The organism is uncultured Methanobrevibacter sp., assembly GCF_947169325.1.
In the GTDB taxonomy this organism is placed as follows: domain Archaea; phylum Methanobacteriota; class Methanobacteria; order Methanobacteriales; family Methanobacteriaceae; genus Methanocatella.
Genome location: NZ_CAMVPN010000050.1, coordinates 1 through 18,482 on the forward strand (window position 1 = coordinate 1; position 18,482 = coordinate 18,482).

22 protein-coding genes and 1 pseudogene are annotated in these 18,482 nt (G+C 36.6%); 12 read left to right on the forward strand and 11 right to left on the reverse strand.

What is annotated here, in order from left to right; all coding sequences use genetic code 11:
* From Q0W26_RS07725 to ehaA, 8 genes and pseudogenes are all read right to left on the reverse strand, one after another.
* A pseudogene (locus tag Q0W26_RS07725) lies at window positions 1-294 on the reverse strand (hypothetical protein); the annotation flags it as partial.
* Window positions 295-303: 9 nt separating this feature from the next.
* Window positions 304-999, reverse strand: a complete 696-nt coding sequence (locus Q0W26_RS07730) for an EhaG family protein (protein ID WP_298523707.1) — start codon at window positions 997-999, stop codon at window positions 304-306.
* Window positions 999-1,592, reverse strand: coding sequence for an EhaF family protein (locus tag Q0W26_RS07735; RefSeq protein ID WP_298523708.1), 594 nt, complete (start codon window positions 1,590-1,592; stop codon window positions 999-1,001). Before Q0W26_RS07735 ends, Q0W26_RS07730 begins: the two co-directional genes overlap by 1 nt.
* Window positions 1,589-1,849, reverse strand: a complete 261-nt coding sequence (locus Q0W26_RS07740; RefSeq protein ID WP_296882901.1) for a DUF2107 family protein — start codon at window positions 1,847-1,849, stop codon at window positions 1,589-1,591. Before Q0W26_RS07740 ends, Q0W26_RS07735 begins: the two co-directional genes overlap by 4 nt.
* On the reverse strand, window positions 1,842-2,111 hold the full coding sequence (locus tag Q0W26_RS07745; RefSeq protein WP_298523709.1) for an EhaD family protein: 270 nt from the start codon (window positions 2,109-2,111) through the stop codon (window positions 1,842-1,844). The genes Q0W26_RS07740 and Q0W26_RS07745 overlap by 8 nt, the downstream gene beginning before the upstream one ends.
* A 6-nt stretch (window positions 2,112-2,117) precedes the next feature.
* A complete protein-coding gene (locus Q0W26_RS07750; RefSeq protein WP_298523710.1) occupies window positions 2,118-2,366 on the reverse strand; it encodes a DUF2109 domain-containing protein in 249 nt (82 codons plus the stop codon).
* 10 nt (window positions 2,367-2,376) lie between these two features.
* Window positions 2,377-2,868: a hypothetical protein gene (locus Q0W26_RS07755; protein WP_298523711.1), complete on the reverse strand. Its 492-nt coding sequence runs from the start codon at window positions 2,866-2,868 to the stop codon at window positions 2,377-2,379.
* Window positions 2,868-3,251 (reverse strand): energy-converting NiFe hydrogenase A subunit EhaA, encoded by a 384-nt coding sequence (gene ehaA / locus Q0W26_RS07760; protein WP_298523712.1) that lies wholly within the window; start codon window positions 3,249-3,251, stop codon window positions 2,868-2,870. Before ehaA ends, Q0W26_RS07755 begins: the two co-directional genes overlap by 1 nt.
* A 114-nt stretch (window positions 3,252-3,365) precedes the next feature.
* Here ehaA and Q0W26_RS07765 point away from each other — a divergent pair, with 114 nt between their 5' ends.
* Together Q0W26_RS07765 and Q0W26_RS07770 are read left to right on the forward strand one after the other, a co-directional pair.
* Complete coding sequence (locus Q0W26_RS07765; RefSeq protein ID WP_298523713.1) at window positions 3,366-4,298, forward strand: NAD-dependent epimerase/dehydratase family protein; 933 nt, start codon at window positions 3,366-3,368, stop codon at window positions 4,296-4,298.
* Window positions 4,299-4,308: 10 nt separating this feature from the next.
* Window positions 4,309-5,118 (forward strand): CPBP family intramembrane glutamic endopeptidase, encoded by an 810-nt coding sequence (locus Q0W26_RS07770; RefSeq protein ID WP_298523714.1) that lies wholly within the window; start codon window positions 4,309-4,311, stop codon window positions 5,116-5,118.
* A gap of 15 nt (window positions 5,119-5,133) precedes the next feature.
* Here the strand turns inward: Q0W26_RS07770 and Q0W26_RS07775 are convergent, their stop codons facing one another.
* On the reverse strand, window positions 5,134-5,505 hold the full coding sequence (locus tag Q0W26_RS07775) for a hypothetical protein (protein WP_298523715.1): 372 nt from the start codon (window positions 5,503-5,505) through the stop codon (window positions 5,134-5,136).
* 127 nt (window positions 5,506-5,632) lie between these two features.
* Here Q0W26_RS07775 and Q0W26_RS07780 point away from each other — a divergent pair, with 127 nt between their 5' ends.
* From Q0W26_RS07780 to trxB, 10 genes are all read left to right on the forward strand, one after another.
* Window positions 5,633-6,085, forward strand: coding sequence for a hypothetical protein (locus Q0W26_RS07780; protein ID WP_298523716.1), 453 nt, complete (start codon window positions 5,633-5,635; stop codon window positions 6,083-6,085).
* A 240-nt stretch (window positions 6,086-6,325) separates the two neighbouring features.
* The gene (locus Q0W26_RS07785) at window positions 6,326-6,877 is read left to right on the forward strand and encodes a helix-turn-helix domain-containing protein (RefSeq protein WP_298523717.1); all 552 of its coding nucleotides are present in this window, start codon (window positions 6,326-6,328) and stop codon (window positions 6,875-6,877) included.
* Between the two features lie 19 nt (window positions 6,878-6,896).
* Window positions 6,897-8,570: an AMP-binding protein gene (locus tag Q0W26_RS07790; RefSeq protein WP_298523718.1), complete on the forward strand. Its 1,674-nt coding sequence runs from the start codon at window positions 6,897-6,899 to the stop codon at window positions 8,568-8,570.
* A gap of 9 nt (window positions 8,571-8,579) precedes the next feature.
* Complete coding sequence (locus Q0W26_RS07795) at window positions 8,580-8,864, forward strand: 4Fe-4S dicluster domain-containing protein (RefSeq protein ID WP_298523719.1); 285 nt, start codon at window positions 8,580-8,582, stop codon at window positions 8,862-8,864.
* A complete protein-coding gene (locus Q0W26_RS07800; protein ID WP_298523720.1) occupies window positions 8,865-9,980 on the forward strand; it encodes a 3-methyl-2-oxobutanoate dehydrogenase subunit VorB in 1,116 nt (371 codons plus the stop codon).
* 13 nt (window positions 9,981-9,993) lie between these two features.
* Window positions 9,994-11,433, forward strand: coding sequence for a 2-oxoacid:acceptor oxidoreductase family protein (locus Q0W26_RS07805; RefSeq protein WP_298523721.1), 1,440 nt, complete (start codon window positions 9,994-9,996; stop codon window positions 11,431-11,433).
* A 10-nt stretch (window positions 11,434-11,443) separates the two neighbouring features.
* Entirely contained in the window at window positions 11,444-12,754 is a 1,311-nt protein-coding gene (gene gatD, locus Q0W26_RS07810) for a Glu-tRNA(Gln) amidotransferase subunit GatD (RefSeq protein WP_298523722.1), read from the forward strand.
* Window positions 12,755-12,766: 12 nt separating this feature from the next.
* Window positions 12,767-14,632: a Glu-tRNA(Gln) amidotransferase subunit GatE gene (gatE, locus tag Q0W26_RS07815; RefSeq protein ID WP_298523723.1), complete on the forward strand. Its 1,866-nt coding sequence runs from the start codon at window positions 12,767-12,769 to the stop codon at window positions 14,630-14,632.
* Between the two features lie 59 nt (window positions 14,633-14,691).
* The gene (locus Q0W26_RS07820; protein WP_298523724.1) at window positions 14,692-15,405 is read left to right on the forward strand and encodes a hypothetical protein; all 714 of its coding nucleotides are present in this window, start codon (window positions 14,692-14,694) and stop codon (window positions 15,403-15,405) included.
* 501 nt (window positions 15,406-15,906) lie between these two features.
* Window positions 15,907-16,824 (forward strand): thioredoxin-disulfide reductase, encoded by a 918-nt coding sequence (gene trxB / locus Q0W26_RS07825; RefSeq protein ID WP_298523725.1) that lies wholly within the window; start codon window positions 15,907-15,909, stop codon window positions 16,822-16,824.
* A gap of 200 nt (window positions 16,825-17,024) precedes the next feature.
* Here trxB and Q0W26_RS07830 read toward each other — a convergent pair whose 3' ends face one another.
* Both Q0W26_RS07830 and Q0W26_RS07835 read right to left on the reverse strand, forming a co-directional pair.
* Complete coding sequence (locus Q0W26_RS07830) at window positions 17,025-17,234, reverse strand: Yae1 family protein (protein WP_298523726.1); 210 nt, start codon at window positions 17,232-17,234, stop codon at window positions 17,025-17,027.
* Window positions 17,235-17,371: 137 nt separating this feature from the next.
* Window positions 17,372-18,235 carry a hypothetical protein gene (locus tag Q0W26_RS07835; RefSeq protein ID WP_298523727.1) on the reverse strand — a complete coding sequence of 288 codons (864 nt, stop codon included), beginning with the start codon at window positions 18,233-18,235 and terminating at the stop codon, window positions 17,372-17,374.
* Window positions 18,236-18,482: the final 247 nt, after the last annotated feature.

Here is an 18,482-nt window from a genome sequence, read left to right on the forward strand (position 1 = left end):
CGGAGAAATCGTCGTCGAATCCCATGAAGTGGGTTCCCATACCAAGGATGCTATACCGCAGATTATTGATAAGAATCTTCTCTGCTTCAATTCCTTCGGACCGACTGTAACTTCAGTATTTCCCAACTTATGCATTGTAGCCTCGATTTGTGTTTCAGGCTTACTTAATGCAATAAGCAAAGTAAATCCAAGTAACACCGCAAAAAGGAACAGATTGAATGGTGTGATGTACAATACTATGTCTCCAAGTGGAATTGTTCCTAGTACATTTCCTCCAAGTGTAACGAAATCCATACTCATCACCTACTCCTTATCAATGTCCTCTCTCATAAGCAGTCCAATAAGACCGACTTTTGAAGCTACTTTTAATAGTAATCCACATGCTGCCAAGAATAAACTTAATAACCAATATTGAGGTGCTACAAAGAATAGGAGGAAACCTATAATCCATAAACACCATGATATTCCGGAAACTCCTGCGATGCCATCCAACATTAACACCGGAAGTCCCCTTGCCTTTTTAGATAATGCATACAATACTATTCCACCACCTGCTACTGCACCACCTGTAAATCCTGTCAGGAAAATTCCATATCCGATTAACACTAACGCAATGAAATTTGGAGCAGTATTTAAAATTTCCATATTCAATGCAAAAGGTTGTGGGAACAGTGACGAAGACTTGGAAAGATTTCTTCTTGGGTCTTGTTCTATAATACGCATTTCTCTTGTAATCAATATTTCAGAAATTGCCAATGTTTCTGCAAGCTCCACTACCAAACCAGGTAAAATCAATGCTTCTGCAAGGTCAGTTCCAACAGCAGAAACTACAAATATCATGGCAAGTCCTACCAAATCAGTCAAGATAAGAATATGTATTTCCTCTCTTTTCAATGCAATTGCCATTGTTGCAATGAATCCTACGATTAAACCAGCATAGATTGCAGGCAAATACATACTAATAAAAGCTTGAGGAACATACTGTGCTAAAACAGACATCAATTATCCCTCCTTAACTGTTTGGATCTTGCTTTAACATCACTGGCTCTAACTTCATTTGCTATCCTTTCGGAGTCATTAATTGCCTTGTTAAGGTCTTTTTTGATTTCACTTTCATCGTTTTTTCTATTCATTGTGTAATTAATAGATAGCCATGAAGCAATGATGAACGCCATCATCAATATGCTGGATTCCAATATTGTATCGAAACCCCTTGTATAGTACAGTATCTCATCTATAAGTCCTCCAGGAGATGAATAAATTGATGTTCCAAAGTACGGAGATATAGACGATACCCACTGAGCCAACGGAGACATATATCCAGTAATCATTCCCAAACTGGCTGCATTTTCAGGGTATTGTGGGCTAATCTCACCTGGAGAAACTAAAACTTCTCCTCCCCTATCATAAGGCGCAATTGCCAGACCTGCATCAACCTGTTCCTGTGGAGCTGGTCTTGGATATAACTGGTCCGGATTTAAAGCCATCGGGACAATCAATCCTATGATTAAAAGCACTCCTAAACAAAAGGCAAACAGACGAGGAACGTTTTTTGGTTCTGCAAGTTTATTCCATAAATCTCCAATCCTCATACATCTGCCCCCATCTCTTCTAAACGAATGATCGCTCTGAATAAAATTAATGTAATGACAACTGTTGTTGCAAGCAATGTCAATAACGCCAAGACATGGTTATAACACAATAACACCAGACAAACACCTATTGATGCAACTTCTGTGTTGAATGTCCTAACAATCGGGTCATTTACTCCAGGACCCCAAGCGGTTGCAATACTTCCAACAATGGCCAGAAATATACCGAAATAGAAAAATAATGGTACACTAATCATGTATCTCACCACTTTCTAGCTTCTTTTTCCTGATTTCATTAATTTTTACAATAGCCAAAATAAACACTAAAGTGGACAATGGATCTGCTAAAGCCGCAAACATGGCCACATCCAAATATTTAAATAAAACAACAACCAATACGAATCCTGCATCGAGAATTGTAAACATGATAACCTTATCTAAAGGTTTTTTAAGAAATATGATACCGAATGCCCCAATTACCATCAAAGCTATTGCAACAATAGATACGAAAAACTCCATAATTCATCACTCCAACAGTATTTCGTCATCAAGCTTTTCCAAGGTATAGGCAATTGCATTCGCACTGATTGTAGAGCAGATAAAGAATGCTGCTGCAACTACAAGAGCAAATGGAGTATTGATTACCAAAGCTATAATAGCTGAAACTCCAAAACCAATAACATTTAAATACAATAACCTTTCAGCTTTGTTTCGAGTTATCAATGCTCTTAATGCAACAAATATGACTATAACTCCAATTATTTCAACATACATATTATCACTCTCAAGCATGCCTATTGAATTTATCCGCTATTTTGCCTAAAATGATTGAAGCTCTTTTATGGTCGATTCCCTGAACGGTTAAGATTGCAATGACCATTCCTACAATGAACATTTCCGGAGTAAAACCGATAAATGAACAGATAAAAATTATTATAGTAGCAGTTAAGCTTCCGACAGTTCCAGCATAACCTGGATCGGCACATAGTCTGTTTCCGATGAACACAAAAAATGCAGCGATTATTCCTCCAGGAATTCCTAAAAGCAAGTATCCAATAGAAGCTATTAAAGTACCGGCAGATGCATCAGGAGAACAAACAATGTTTCCTTGGAAGAATCCACCAGCAATATCTCCCCCTCTTTTTTCGACATTTTCACCAATTATCCTGGCTCCTCTAACACCAGGCTGTTCGGGAAGTCCGAAATATGTATCTACAATTACAAAATTCAACCAACAGAGAATTGCAGCAATTATAATTCCAATTACTTCATTCATCAAATATCCTCCCCCTTATCGCCATCTAGAGGTTTTGGAAATATGAAATCAAACAAATATTTCACAAATAATGCAGATAAAATTCCAATGACAACAGCCAATACAAGTCCATTATACATAAAAGTGTAATTCAACACTAAAAAAATAGAAAAAATACCAATAGCTATTATCGGAGTCGGATATATTGCACTAACATCAAAAGAATACCGATATGGTTTGCCAGGCAATAATGGGATTTTTAAAACAAGAGCAACAACAATTGAAACAATAATAGTAACAATGTAAGCTAATATAATATCAAACAGACCAATTGTTATGTTGCTTAGCCCAAAAATATTGCCATATGATGCAAAAAATATGGCATTATACATCAAATCAAACATATTATTAAGACTCCTCTTAAATAATAATTATATTATATAAAAATATATAAATGTTGTTACTTAAAAATAATTATTAATAGCTTATGATAATTAAAATTACTTAATGGTGGCTTAATGAAGAATAAAAATATTTTAATAACCGGTGGGCTTGGATTTATTGGTTCACATATTGCAGATGAGTTATTGGAAGACAATGAGCTCGTAATTCTTGATAACTTATCTACAGGTAACATTAACAACCTTAAAAACCCCCAACATGGCAATTTAAAAATCGTGAAGGAGGACATTCGCAATGCAGATTTGGATGACCTGACATCGGATATTGATTATATTTTTCACCTTGCAGCAATGGCAAGTGTTCCATTAAGTATCGACAAACCTGTTGAATGCAATGACATAAACCTAAATGCCACCGTTAGACTTTTAACATCCGCTGTTGAAAATGATGTTGAAAAAATCGTATTTTCCTCTTCATCTGCAGTTTACGGGTCAAATGAAAACATGCCTTTAAAGGAAACTGAACAGCCTATGCCGAAATCTCCATATGCCGCTTCAAAGGCAGGATGTGAATTATATTTAAAATCATTTTATGACAGTTATGGCCTGAATTATACTTCATTAAGGTATTTTAACGTTTTCGGACCTAAACAGGATAAAAATTCCCAGTACGCTGCGGCCATACCTAATTTCATAAGTGCACTTCTTGAAGGTAAAGAGCCTATTATCTATGGAGACGGCGAGCAGACAAGGGATTTTGTTTATGTTAAAGACATTGTCAACGCCAACATCAAAGCTGCACAATCTGATTTTAACGGAATCGTCAATGTGGCGTCCGGTGAAAAAATAAGCATCAACCAGCTATATGATATTGTAAAAACAACACTTGACATTGACGTTGAGCCAAAATACCTGCCTCCAAGACAGGGAGATATTAAACATTCCCTTGCAGATGTGGCGAATATGGAAAATATCAACTATAAAGTTGATTCATCAGATTTTGAAATTAAACTTCAGGAAACAATCAACTGGTTTAAAACAATATTATAGGAATTAAAAAATGGACAGAAGCACAACTGATTTTAATGTTCGCCTCAGGACAATAAAAATAAGAGAACTTGCAGCAGGCATAATCATTTCCGCAATAGTTGCGGGAATATTAATGGTATTTTTCCCTATACTTGATGAGAATGGTGATTTGTTTTTCATTACACTTCTCTTTTTGGTGCTGCTCTTTTTTGTCTGGGCTCTTAAAGGCACAACAGGTTTGGGAAGGAATTTTGAGAATATATTCTTGCCAAAAACAAGAAATGAAATCCTATACGTTTTTGCACTCAATATCATTTTTGCATTTATATTTACCTGTTTTATCGGATGGCTTGACCTGTTTATAGGATTTACTGACCCCAATTGGATTAGCATATTCGATATTGATTCAGTGGATATCAATGCAGGCGCTTTTCTTTTAAGTGCTGTTGGATCAATAGTATTTGCTCCTCTTCTTGAAGAACTGGTTTTCAGAGGAATCCTTTTTAACAGATTAAAAATAAGAACCGGTATTGTTCCGGCAATGATTATCTCATCATTTATCTTTGCTGTTGGCCATGATTTCGGCGGAATGACAAGTGCATTTTTATTCGGATTATGCATGTGCATACTATATTTAAAAACAGACAATATTCTGGTTCCGATGAGCGTGCACTGCATAAACAATATAACTGCAACAGTACTTGAAATAACCCCAATTGATGCGATTGCAGGGCAATTTCCATGGCTGATACTGACAACAATTATCGTGCTGATTGTAACACTGTTACTGATTAAATATATTATCGAAGAAACAGGTGCTTTGAAAAAGAGATTCAGTTAAAAATTAAAAAAGAATTTAGTGGAATCCGCATCCACTGCAGGTTTCACATTTTTCTTCTTCAATCGGATCATATTTTTTATCTTCCTGTAGAGTGGCAGATATGAAATATTGATCCAATTCATCTTTATTTTTAAGAACAGGAGATACACCTTTGAAATCACAGCGAATATCACCAGTTCCACCTATATCAACCAAAATTGGTTCGCCTAATTTAAACCTTTTGAAATAAGATTCAACCTCGTTAATTAAAGCTCCGGGAACTCTAAAATTAAAAGATAAAATGTTATTTTCTTTCATCTTTAAACCAACATATTTCTGGTCGATTTCATAATTCAGACCCAGCTGCTTTTTGAAAATTATGTTAGTACCAATTTCATTTGAAGTCATTTTATAATCTCCTAAATTTAATTAAATTAGAATTAATTATTCGTAGTATATAAAACTTTTCAATTTTTAACAGCAATACTTTCACAAAATGTAAAAAGCAATATATTATGTGACACAATATAATAACATGAACAAAAAATGGATTATTGCAGTTGCAATAGCTCTGGCGGCATTATTGGTACTGATTGTTGCATATTCCGGCAGTAATCCCCAAGAACTCGATAACTCCGGTGAAACACTATATTTTAACACATCTTCAGGGCATTGCAAATTAAGCTCATTTATAAATGACGTCAAAACCCGACCCTATTATGAGGGATACAATAATGATACCGTTAAATGGATGGAATCGCTAGGAGAAAAAGAGGTTTTCTCATCCGCAGACCAAATCGTCATTATGGACGGCCTTGATGCTCAAAAGATTCCCCAAGACCCCGGCATCACCGACGTATACATCTATGATATCTTTACCGGAAAAGTGATTGAAAATCATGAACTGACCAGTAAACCTCAAACAGTGTACTATGTGGATAATGTCACTTTCATCACACAGGAAATAATCGCAAACGGCCTTGCATGAATTTTTAGCTAAAAAATCAGCCCGACTGCGAAGATACTCTTATCACCATTACCAAAAAATCTCTTTTTAAATGAATAAAATTCAAGTGAAATATAAATTAAAAATTTTTTCAGTGAAGAATTTATAACGAATTATCACGATTTTTAATAAGGTTTATATAATTTTAAATTCAAAATTAGACTATGTTATAATATATATATTATAATAAAAAAATCAGTTTAAAATACAAGGTGTATGAAAATGAATGAATACAACAAAGATATTGGAAACAGAATTAGAGAATTGAGAGAACTATCAGACATTACTATTAAAGAAATTGCAGAACAATTGAACATTACACAAGAAACTTACATCCAATATGAAAACGCTGAAGTAGACATTCCGGCAAGCTTTTTGTACGAACTTGCACACATTTTTAAAGTTGATTTAGGATTATTATTAACTGGTGAAGAGTCCAGGATGAACATTTTTGATATAACCCGTGCAAACAAAGGCGTTTCAGTAGACAGAAGAAAAGAATATACACATGAAAACCTATGTTCCAACTTCATTCATAAAAAAGCTGAAACCTTCCTTGTAGTTGTGGACCCTGAAAAGAATCCCGTGCCTTCACTGAATTCACACCCCGGACAGGAATTTAACTATGTCCTGGAAGGTTCCTTAAAAATTTATATACACAATAATGAAATCATACTGAACGAAGGAGATTGCATATTCTTCGATTCAACACATGACCATGCGATGGTAGCGCTTAACGATAAACCGGCTAAATTTTTAGCAGTAATCATATAATCTTTATGGAGATAATTAAATGACATCACTTATAGGAGATTTTGTAGAAAGAGTTGATTTTAACTCATATGAAGATTTTTTCAATAATTTTAAACTAAAATACGAAGATGACTTTAACTTCGGATTTGATGTGGTTGACAGATATGCAGAAATCGATCCGGATAAAATAGCTTTAATCTGGACCAATGACCATGATGAACACTATACCTTCACATTCAAGGACATGAAAGAGTATTCAAACAGAGCCGCCAACTTATTCAAAAGTTTAGGAATTAAAAAAGGCGACTGTGTAATGCTTACCTTAAAAAACAGATATGAATGGTGGTTCTGTATGGTTGCACTGCATAAAATAGGTGCAATCGCAATTCCCGGAACCCACATGTTAAAACTTCACGATATCGACTTCAGATTAAAGGAAGCTAATGTTAAAATGGTCGTATCCATAGAAGAAGATTCACTTTTACCTGATTATGAAAAAGCTCAAGAGGAACTGGGCCTTGACATACCAAAATTAGTTATTAAAACTGAAAGAGAAGGATGGATTAACTTTAACGAAGCCATCAAAAAAGAAAGCCCTGAATTTGAAAGACCTACCGGTGAGGAAAAAACTTATGCAGAAGAGATATTCCTAATCTATTTCACATCCGGAACAAGCGGACTTCCTAAAATGGTTTCACACAAACATACCTATGCCTTAGGGCACATTCCAACTGCAAAATATTGGCATAATGTTGTGGAAGATGGAATACACCACAGTGCAGCGGATACCGGTTGGGGAAAAGCCGTATGGGGAAATATATACGGCCAGTGGATTTCCGGAACCGGAATATTCATTTATGACTATGACAGATTCAACGGAATAAAGCTGCTTGAAAAAGTAATCGAAAACAAAGTCAATACTTTCTGCGCTCCACCTACAGTTTACAGATTCCTGATAAAGGAAAACATTGCAGGTTATGACTTTTCAAACATGACTTATGTGACCACTGCAGGTGAACCTTTACCTCCGGAAGTTTCAAACAGATTCTATGATATTTCAGGCCTCAGAATCAAAGAAGGCTTCGGACAGACCGAAACCGTACTTTCAATAGGTACATTCATATGGCTTGATGCCAAAGTCGGTTCAATCGGTAAACCTTCACCGCTGTTTGATTTGCAGCTTCTCGATGAAAACCATGAGAAAGTTGAAATCGGGGACGAGGGAGAACTCTGCTTTAAATTGGAAGACGGACCAAATCCGGGATTATTCAAGGATTACGTAAACGATGAGGTAAAATACAAACAGCAAATCCACGACGGATATTACCACTGCGGTGACACCGCATGGAAGGATGAAGACGGCTACATACACTTCGTAGGAAGAAACGATGACATTATCAAATCTTCAGGTTACCGTATCGGCCCTTATGAAGTGGAAAGTGCAGTGCTTTCTCACGAAGCGGTAGCTAACTGTGCGATTACAGCATATCCCGATGAGGTAAGAGGCCAGATTGTAAAAGCGACAATTGTCCTTCAGCAGGGCTTTGAACCGTCAGAAGCACTTACCAAAGACATTCAAAATCATGTTAAAAATGTTACAGCTCCTTATAAATACCCTAGAATGGTGGAATACACAGATGAACTTCCTGAAACCATAAGCGGTAAGACAAGGAGAGTTGAAATCAGAGAAAATGATGCTAAAAAACTTAATTAGATGATATAAATGACAGAAGAGATATCTTATCCAGTTATTAATGAAGAACTTTGCAAAGGATGCATGAGATGTATAGTTGGATGTCCTCAAAATGCAATATTACTTTCACAAGACATGAACAACGCAGGATATCAGTTTGCAGTTTATAGTGGAAATGGCTGTACCGGCTGTAAAGATTGCTACTTTACCTGTCCGGAACCATTGGCACTGGAAGTGCATCAGTATAAAAAGATTGTAAATGACTCAGTTGCAAAAATGATTAAAGCCAAAGTGGCTAATAAAGGGGGAAGCTAAATGAGTAATCAGATGGTTAAAGGAAATACTGCAGTTGTCATTGGTGCAATGTATGCAGGATGCGACTGCTTCTTTGGATATCCAATTACTCCGGCAAGTGAAATCTTACATGAAGCATCAAAATACTTCCCGATGGTTGGAAGAAACTTTGTACAGGCTGAAAGTGAAGAGGCATCAATCAATATGGTATACGGTGCATCAGGTACCGGCCACAGAGTAATGACATCCTCATCAGGACCAGGTATTAGTTTAATGCAGGAAGGATTTACTTTTCTTGCAGGTGCTGAGTTGCCTGCAGTTATCGTAGACATCATGAGAGCAGGACCTGGACTTGGTAACATCGGACCTGAACAGGGAGATTACAATCAGGTCGTTAAAGGTGGAGGTCATGGAAACTATAAGAACATAGTTCTTGCCCCTAACAGCGTTCAGGAAATGTGTGATTTGACCATGAAGGCATTTGAGCTTGCTGACAAATGGAGAAATCCAGTTGTAGTTTTGGCTGACGGTACTTTAGGCCAGATGGCAGAGCCATTGGTGTTTCCGGAAAAAGCGATTGAACCTAAAGATGACAAGCCTTGGGCAGTGAAAGGAAATAAGGAAACCATGGAAAACCTAATCACTTCCATTTATAACGATTTCAATGAATTAGAAGACTTCAACTATAAGCTTCAGGAAAAGTATGCTAAAATCGATGCTGAAGAAGTTATTTTTGAAGAATATCAAGTTGAAGATGCAGATATTGTTTTGGTTTCATATGGTATCAGCTCAAGAATTGCAAGATCCGCTGTTGACAAAAGCCGTGAAAAAGGACTAAAAGTTGGACTTTTAAGACCAATCACATTATCCCCGTTCCCAGTTGATAAAGTAAAAGAATTGGCAGATAAAGAAGTTGAGTTTATCTCAGTTGAAATGAGTAACGGCCAATTACTGGCAGATATTCAGTTTGCAGCGCTTAGAAAAGAAGGGACTCACCTTGTCAATAGGATGGGAGGAAACCTAATCGAACTGAAACAGATTCTTGCTAAAATTTATGAAATTGCGGGCATTGAAGATGAAGACATAGACCTATCCAAAAGAAGTGAGGAGAAGGCCAGCCCAAATATAATCGACTAGAGGATGTGGAAAGATGAGTGAAGAGATTAATAAAGATTATGAATTGAAAGTACGTAGAAATCCACAATCCCTTTTAGAAGAATATCCTAGAAAAGGAACAAATATTCAATCAACCCATTATTGTGCAGGTTGTGGACATGGAATATTACACAAATTGATTGCTGAATGTATGGATGAACTTGGAATACAGGAAAGATGCGTTATGATTTCTCCTGTAGGATGCTCAGTATATGCATATTTCTACTTCAACTGCGGAAACTTCCAGACTGCACACGGAAGAGCGCCTGCAGTAGCTACAGGTATTTCAAGAGCTGAAGACAATGCAATAGTAATGAGTTATCAGGGCGATGGAGATTTAGCTTCAATCGGTTTGAATGAAACCCTGCAGGCTGCAAACAGAGGAGAAAAGATTGCAGTATTTTTCGTTAACAACACAGTTTACGGAATGACTGGTGGACAGATGGCTCCAACAACATTGATTGGAGAAAAGACAGTAACCTGCCAAACCGGAAGAGATCCTGACTATGCAGGACACCCTACACACATGTGTGAATTGATTAATACTTTAAAAGCACCGGTATACATTGAAAGGGTTTCTTTAGCAAATCCTTTGAAAATCAGACTTGCCAAGTTTGCAATCAAACAGGCATTGACTGTTCAGAAAGAAGGAAAAGGATACTCATTCGTTGAAGTCCTGTCACCTTGTCCAACCAACTTAAAACAGGATGTTGTAAGTGCACAGAAATTCATTGAAGAACAGATGGAAAAAGAATTCCCTGTTAAAAACTTCAGAAATAATTTATATACCAAAGAACCTGTCGTAAGACCTGCAAGTGACTTCTCAACAGAATCATTGGATAAAATATTTAATGTTAATAGAACTGAAGGTTCAGGTTACGTTGATGAAGATATTGAACCTGTAAGCATCAAGGTTTCAGGATTTGGAGGTCAGGGAGTTTTAAGTGCAGGACTTACAATAGCCCAAGCCGCCTGTGCTGAAGGAAAACATGTATCATGGTATCCTAGTTACGGACCTGAACAGAGAGGGGGAAAATCCAACTGTTCAGTTGTTATATCCAATGAGACAATAGGAACTCCTGTTGTTGATGACATTGACATTCTCATTGCTTTAAACAAACCTTCATTAGAACAGTTCTCACAGGATGTAAAAGAAGGAGGAGTAATTCTTTACGATGCAAAAATCGGAGAATTCGAAACCGACAGGGACGTTAAAGTCATTGCAATGCCTTGTGTAGATATTGCAGAGGAACATGGAAACGCAAGAACTGCAAACACTGCACTTTTAGGAGCATTGACTGAATTGGGCGATGTTTTAAAACGTGAATCATATGAAAATGCTATTCGTGAAATGTTTGCATCCAAACCAAAAGTTATTGATGTCAACATAGAAGTTCTAAAAGCTGGAGCTGAATGGTTAAAAAACAACTCTTAAGTGTGATTTAATGACTTATAAAGAAATTTCCAGAAAATATATCAAAGATTACAATTTAAGTATAGGAGATACCGTCAAAGTAAACAAGGAAGACATCTCCTATACTGGCATTCTACTTGACAGGCCGGAAGATGCCGATGACGGATATCTGGTCATAAAATTGTCAAGCGGTTACAATATCGGCGTGGCCATTGATGGCACCACAGCTGAACTGATTGAAAAGGGAGACAAGCCAAAAATAGGTTATGATGAAACTGAAATCCCTCATGACTCATCCAAACAGAACATTTCAATTGTCTCTACCGGAGGTACAGTATCTTCCGTGATTGATTACAGAACCGGAGCTGTGCATCCTAAATTTACCGCATCAGACCTTGTAAAGGCAAATCCGGAACTGTTGGATTATGCAAACTACAATGTTAAGGCATTGTACAATATCTTAAGTGAAGACATGAAGCCAGAATACTGGGTAAAAGCAGCTGAAGAAATCGCATCAGACATCAGCGATGGAGCTGACGGTGTTGTGATAGCACATGGTACAGATACAATGCACTACACTTCAGCGGCATTGAGCTTCATGCTTAAAACACCTGTTCCAATCATTGTTACAGGAGCTCAGAGAAGTTCAGATAGACCTTCAAGCGATGCCAACATTAACCTGATCGATTCTGTGGTTGCAGCCAAATCAGACATTGCAGAGGTTTGCGTCTGTATGCACGGTAGCCTGAATGATGAATACACTTACCTTCACAAAGGAACAAAGGTAAGAAAGATGCATACAAGCCGCAGGGACACTTTCAGAAGCATCAATGCGCAACCGATAGCTAAAATCCAAAATAAAAAAGTTAACATTAATCCAAATTACCACTACACCAAACGTGGTGAAAACGAATTAGAACTTAACACTGCTATTGAAGAGAAAGTTGGATTCATCAAGAGTTTTCCGGGAATTTCAAAAGAGTTTGTTGAATATCACATTGACAAAGGATATAAGGGACTTGTCATTGAAGGAACCGGACTTGGACATGTTCCAAATGACCTGATTGATTCATTCAAAAGGGCAAGAGATGAAAACATCCCAATAGTCATGACATCACAATGCCTTTATGGAAGAGTCAACATGAATGTTTACTCCACAGGACGTAACATCATTGATGCAGGAGTAATATCCGGTATTGACATGACTCCCGAAACCGCATACGTAAAATTATGCTGGGCATTGGGCCAAAGTGACGATTATAACAAAGTAAAAGAAATTATGCATGAAAACATTGCAGGTGAATTTGCAGAGAAATCATCAATCAAGGATTTCTTGAATTAAGGGGCTGTTAAGATGGATTACGAAAAATTAGGATTAAAAATGGGACTTGAAATTCACCAACAATTGAACAGTGAGCATAAGTTATTCTGCCCATGTAAAACAGAACTTGTTGATGATGATTTTGATGAACTGATTCAAAGGAAATTAAGGCCTACACAATCAGAGCTTGGAGAAATCGACAGAGCAGCTCTTCAAGAGTCATTGAGAGGACTGAATTTCAAATATGAAAACTTCGAAAAGCACACCTGCCTTGTTGAAAACGATGACGAACCTCCTCACAGTCTAAATGAGGAAGCTCTTGACATATGTATTACAATCGCATGCCTGATGAACATGCATATCGTTGATGAATTCCATACCATGAGAAAACAGGTTATTGACGGAAGTAACACCGGAGGATTCCAGAGAACAGGTATGGTTGCAACCGACGGATATCTGGACACTCCTTATGGAAAAGTTATCATTGAAAGTTTAGGTCTTGAAGAGGATGCCGCAAGAAGAGTTGAAACCAAAGACGGATTCACCGAATTCAGGCTGGACAGGTTAGGTATACCTTTAGCCGAGATTACAACAGACCCTTCAATGCACCATCCAGATCAAGTAAGAGAAGTTGCATATATGCTTGGTCAGATTTTAAGGAGTACTAACGTTAAAAGAGGTCTCGGTACAATCAGACAGGACTTGAACATTTCCATTGCAGAAGGTGCGCGTGTGGAAATCAAAGGTGTTCAGGACTTGGATTTGATGGCTGAAATCGTAAACCGTGAAGTCACAAGACAGCTTGAATTAATAGATATTAAAAAACAATTAAACGAAAGAAACGCTGAAGTCCTGGAAGAGATTCATGATTTGGATGAACTGCTCAAAGATACAGAATCCAAAATCCTGAAATCTGCCGAGACAATCAAATCAGTAGTCTTGAAAGGATTCGACGGACAGATTGGCCGTGAAGTGCAGCCTGGAAGAAGGTTCGGTACTGAAATTGCAAGCTATGCCAAAAAACGTGGAGTCGCTGGAATTTTCCACTCAGACGAGCTTCCGGCATACGGTATAACCCAAGATGAAGTTGACAAAATAAGTGAATTCTTAAACATTGGCGAAGATGATGCATTCATCATTGTAGCACACGATGAAGACATTGCAGTATCCGCCTTGGAAGAAGTTAAAAGAAGAGCTAACTTAGGTCTTGAAGGTGTTGTTGAAGAGACAAGAAAAGCACTTGATGACGGAAACACCGAATACATGAGACCACTTCCAACCGCAAACAGGATGTATCTTGAAACAGATATTCCACTATTCAAAATCACATCCGACAGAGTCGAACCTATAGCAAATAATTTGCCTGAATTGCCTGATGTCAAACAGGCCAGAATCATTGATGAATACAAGTTAAGTGAGGATTTGGCATCACAACTGGTCAAAAGGCAAGAGGCAGACATGTTTGAAGCAATTTTGGCTGACGTTAATGTGGATGCAACACCTGTTGCTTCACTTCTCGCATACGATTTACGTGAAATCAAAAGGGAGGGCCTTGACGTCAATGTGCTGACACTTGACCATTTCAAAGGCATTTTCACATTACTTGCTGAAGGCAAGATTGCAAAGGACAGCATCCGTAAGCTTGCAGTTGAAACCATCAAGACTCCTGAAGTTGAAATTGCGGAAATTGCCGAGAAAAGCAACCTGACCATGCTCAGTGAAGACGACGTCAAAAACATCATTGCAGGAATTGTCGCAGACAACGAAGCAATGGTTAAAGAACGTCAGATGGGTGCCATGGGTCCTTTAATGGGAATGTGCATGAAGCAACTCAAAGGAAAGGCCGATGGCGGTATGGTTAACAAAATCGTGCGTGAAGAAATTCAAAAATTAATTTAGGGAAACTCATAGGAGTTTCCAAAAAACTCTTTTTTTTATAACCATTCCAGGATGATTTAATGGATGAATTGAAGCAAGATTTGGACGATTTAAATAATTCCATTCATGAATTGGAAAATCGAATCGAAACAGCTAAAACTGAAGCGGAAAATAATATCAAACCATTAAAAGAAGAATTGGCTCAAGTCAAACAGGACAAAACAAGATTTGCCGCGAAAAATGATTCTGATTCTGTTCAAAACTGCATCAGAAAAGAAAACAACTTCAAATTCAAGATAAATGCGCAATGGAATGAATGCTCAATACTGAATGATGAACTGTTTAAATTGAACCGGAAAAAGCAGGAATTGGAAAGACAGATTAAGCTTGAAGAGGACAAAATAAAAAGAAACAATGAAATTTTAGCCCAGATGAATGAAGTTTTAGAAAATTACAGAAATACCCAAGATCTAAAACAGGCTGCCATCGACTCAAAAATCAATCCAAATACTGTCGAACAATGGTTTGAATGGGGTAAAAACAACTTCAATGAAACATATTCTTATTTTTATAATAAAATAACTGAAATCGACAATTACTTTAAGGATTTGAAAGCTCAAAAACTTAAAAAGCAGATGGATGACGTTATTGAAGCATATAGAAAAACAAATTCACTTGATAAAGCTGCAAAAATGGCAAATGTCAGCTATGACACTGTCCAGTACTGGTATGAATGGGGTTCACGAGGCTTTGGTGAAGAAAACACCTATTTTTTCAAGAAATTAAATTTGTAGGAATAATGCTCTGAACTAAAAAGTAAAAATAATTTAGGTATGCCTAAAAAAATAGAAACCTTTATATACTAACATCGACTAAGTATAACATGGAGTTGAAATTTAGGTTAACCTAAAACACACTCACATTATTGGTCAAACATACATAACTCTCCAAAATTGGAATTCGTGTTAAATTAGATTTCTCACAATTTGCTAATTTGATACAAGTCGTTTTAGGAAAATTAAAAAAATCTGCCAAAAATAATTTTCCTCAAAAAACATGGTGTTTAAACTAGTCACTTAAACACCTATTATCTCTCTTTTTAATAATAATATCAAGGTAAACCATTACTTTATAAAAAGATTAACAAAAGTTCCATAAATTAAATTCTAAAAAAGGAATTCTTGAAATTTTACCGACTCAAAAAAAAATAAAAAACTGCTTCCATGTTAAAGTGATGTATATATGCAAAAAGAAACAAAAAATTATCCTAACTAAAAAAGAATTGAGGGATTTGAATGGAACAGTATGACATCATTATTATCGGAGCAGGACCTGGCGGACTAACAGCCGGAATATATGCAGGGCGCCAAGGAACCAAAAACTTAATCATCGACAGAGACCTTGCAGGAGGAATTGGCCGTGAAGTTCCTGAAATGGAAAACTATCCAGGTTTTGACAGCATTTCAGGTCTTGAACTGGTTGAAAAGATGAAAGCACAGGCAATAAAAAACTGCGATTTGCACGAAATGGAAGAGGTAAACGAAATTACAAAAAGCGATGAGGAATACAGATTTACTGTTACAACAAACAAAGGCACATACCAATCAAAAACAATTATTTTAGCAACAGGAAGCTCACACAGGCATCTGGACGTCAAAGGGGAAGATGAATTCATGGGAAGGGGAGTCAGTTATTGTGCAACATGTGACGGATTTTTCTTTGCGGGACGTGACATCATCATGGTCGGTGGAGGAAACACAGCCCTTCAAGAAGCATTATATCTTAAAAATCTTGGTGCCAATGTTACAATAGTTCACAGAAGAGACGAGTTTAGGGCCCAAAAGCACCTGCAGGACATGGTTGAAAAGGAAAGCATCCCTACAATAATGAATGCAACCGTTGAGAAAATCACCGGAGAAATGCTAGTGGAATCCGTTGTTTTAAAGGATACAAAAACAGGAGAATTAAAAGAAGTTCCGACAAACGGCGTGTTCATAAGTGTCGGATATGTTCCCCACACAGAACTTGCAACCCAATTGGGTGTGGATCTTAACGAATCAGGACATATCCTCATAGATAATAACCAGAAAACCAATGTTGACTATGTGTATGCAATCGGTGATGTGTGCGTTGGGCTTAAGCAGTGGGTTGTAGCATGCGGTGAAGGTGCAGTTGCTGCAACTTCAGCATACCATGATTTGAAAGAAAGTTAATAATATCTTTCTTTTAAAAACATGTAAATGAAAAATGCTATAAGCAATACTACAATTACAGGCAACAGCCACATGAATATTTTCAATAACACTACTGCTATTAATATAGCAATTATAATAAATATCAAATCTTGTAATTCCATGTACTTCACTTTTATAAAATGTCATATATAAATTTTAAGTGAAATCGGAATTCAAATCTACTTTTCTAAAATGTGACGTATTTCGCTCTCATCCACTCCCAAGATTTCAGTAGTTTCTTCAAGAGAATGAAAATCTAAAATATGATTCAACATGATTTTCATACCTTCATCAAAACCCTCATCAAAACCCTCATCAAAACCCTCTTCAAAACCCTCTTCAAAACCTTCAGCTTTAATTCTTTCAATTAAACCCATACTTTCCGTCATAATCTGCTCCTTAATATTGCAAGTAACATTAATTATTCAAAAACGATCTGATGCTAAAAGCTAATTAATCGATTCAATGGTTTATTTGGTGCGAAAAGTAGATATTTTTTGAAAAAGTAGATTAAAAAAATATTAATCTACATGTTGATGATGTGAAGTATTTCACTCTCATCCATTCTAAGGATTTCAGCTGTCTCTTCAATGGAATGAATATCTAGAATACGAGTAATAATTTTTTTCATACCTTCAACATTACCTTCAGCCAAACCTTCGGCTTTGGATTCATCCTTAATGCTTTGAATTAATCCTTTAACTTTTTCTGCCATGTCAATCATCTCCAGTAATTTATCTTGCTTGTCATCATCAATGTATTCCAAAATATTCAAATACATTGCAATGGTTATTTCATCGATCTTGTCCTCTGGAATGCAGTTTTTCTTGTATTTAATGTAATTGCAGATTTCTTCAACAATTACTGCCTCACTAACGCCAATGTCAAACAAAGGCAATGCTATCAAAAGCGAGCATTCAGTAATTGTCAGCATTTTTTCACGATTAAATTTCTCCCTTATTGTTTTTAAATCTTTTTGTTTCTTGATTTTCTTAGTCTTGACTATTTCAGGGAAAAATTTAAGTTGCGCCTCGCTGTATTCCTTAATGCGTCCTTTAGCAGATAGTACGATGAATATAAGTTCAACAACCTTGTCCGTATTAGTAAATTCGTCTAAATAATAATCAAATGCTTGTTTCATGTCATCCCTACGAAGGCTATGCTTTTTGAATTCGAAAATCAGAATCTTACCTGATTTCGTCAAAACCCTGAAATCCAAAAAACTGTTGAAAACTTTCTGTTTGGACAATAGTTTGAAGTTTATTTCCTCACCAGGCAACACATCAACAATTTCCTCATCAATGCCAAGCACAATCAAAATATGATTTAGAAAATATATAAAGCAGAACTTCAAAAACAGATCCCTGTTTCTGGTTTGTTCGGAAGACATTTACAGTCCACCTCCTTGAAATTTTTTTAGGAGTTGAATTGAATATTAACCATATTCAATTTATATATCAAATAAGCCCCTAATTCTCACCCATTACTTTATCACCCCACTTATATAAAGTATCTTTTTGATTAGAGAACAATTTAACAAGTTAAAATCAATATTACTTTATGAATGCAATATGGTCAGATTAGACTCTTTCAAAAACTTTGTTGATTTTCAAAATCCTTTTTTCGATTTTCATTCC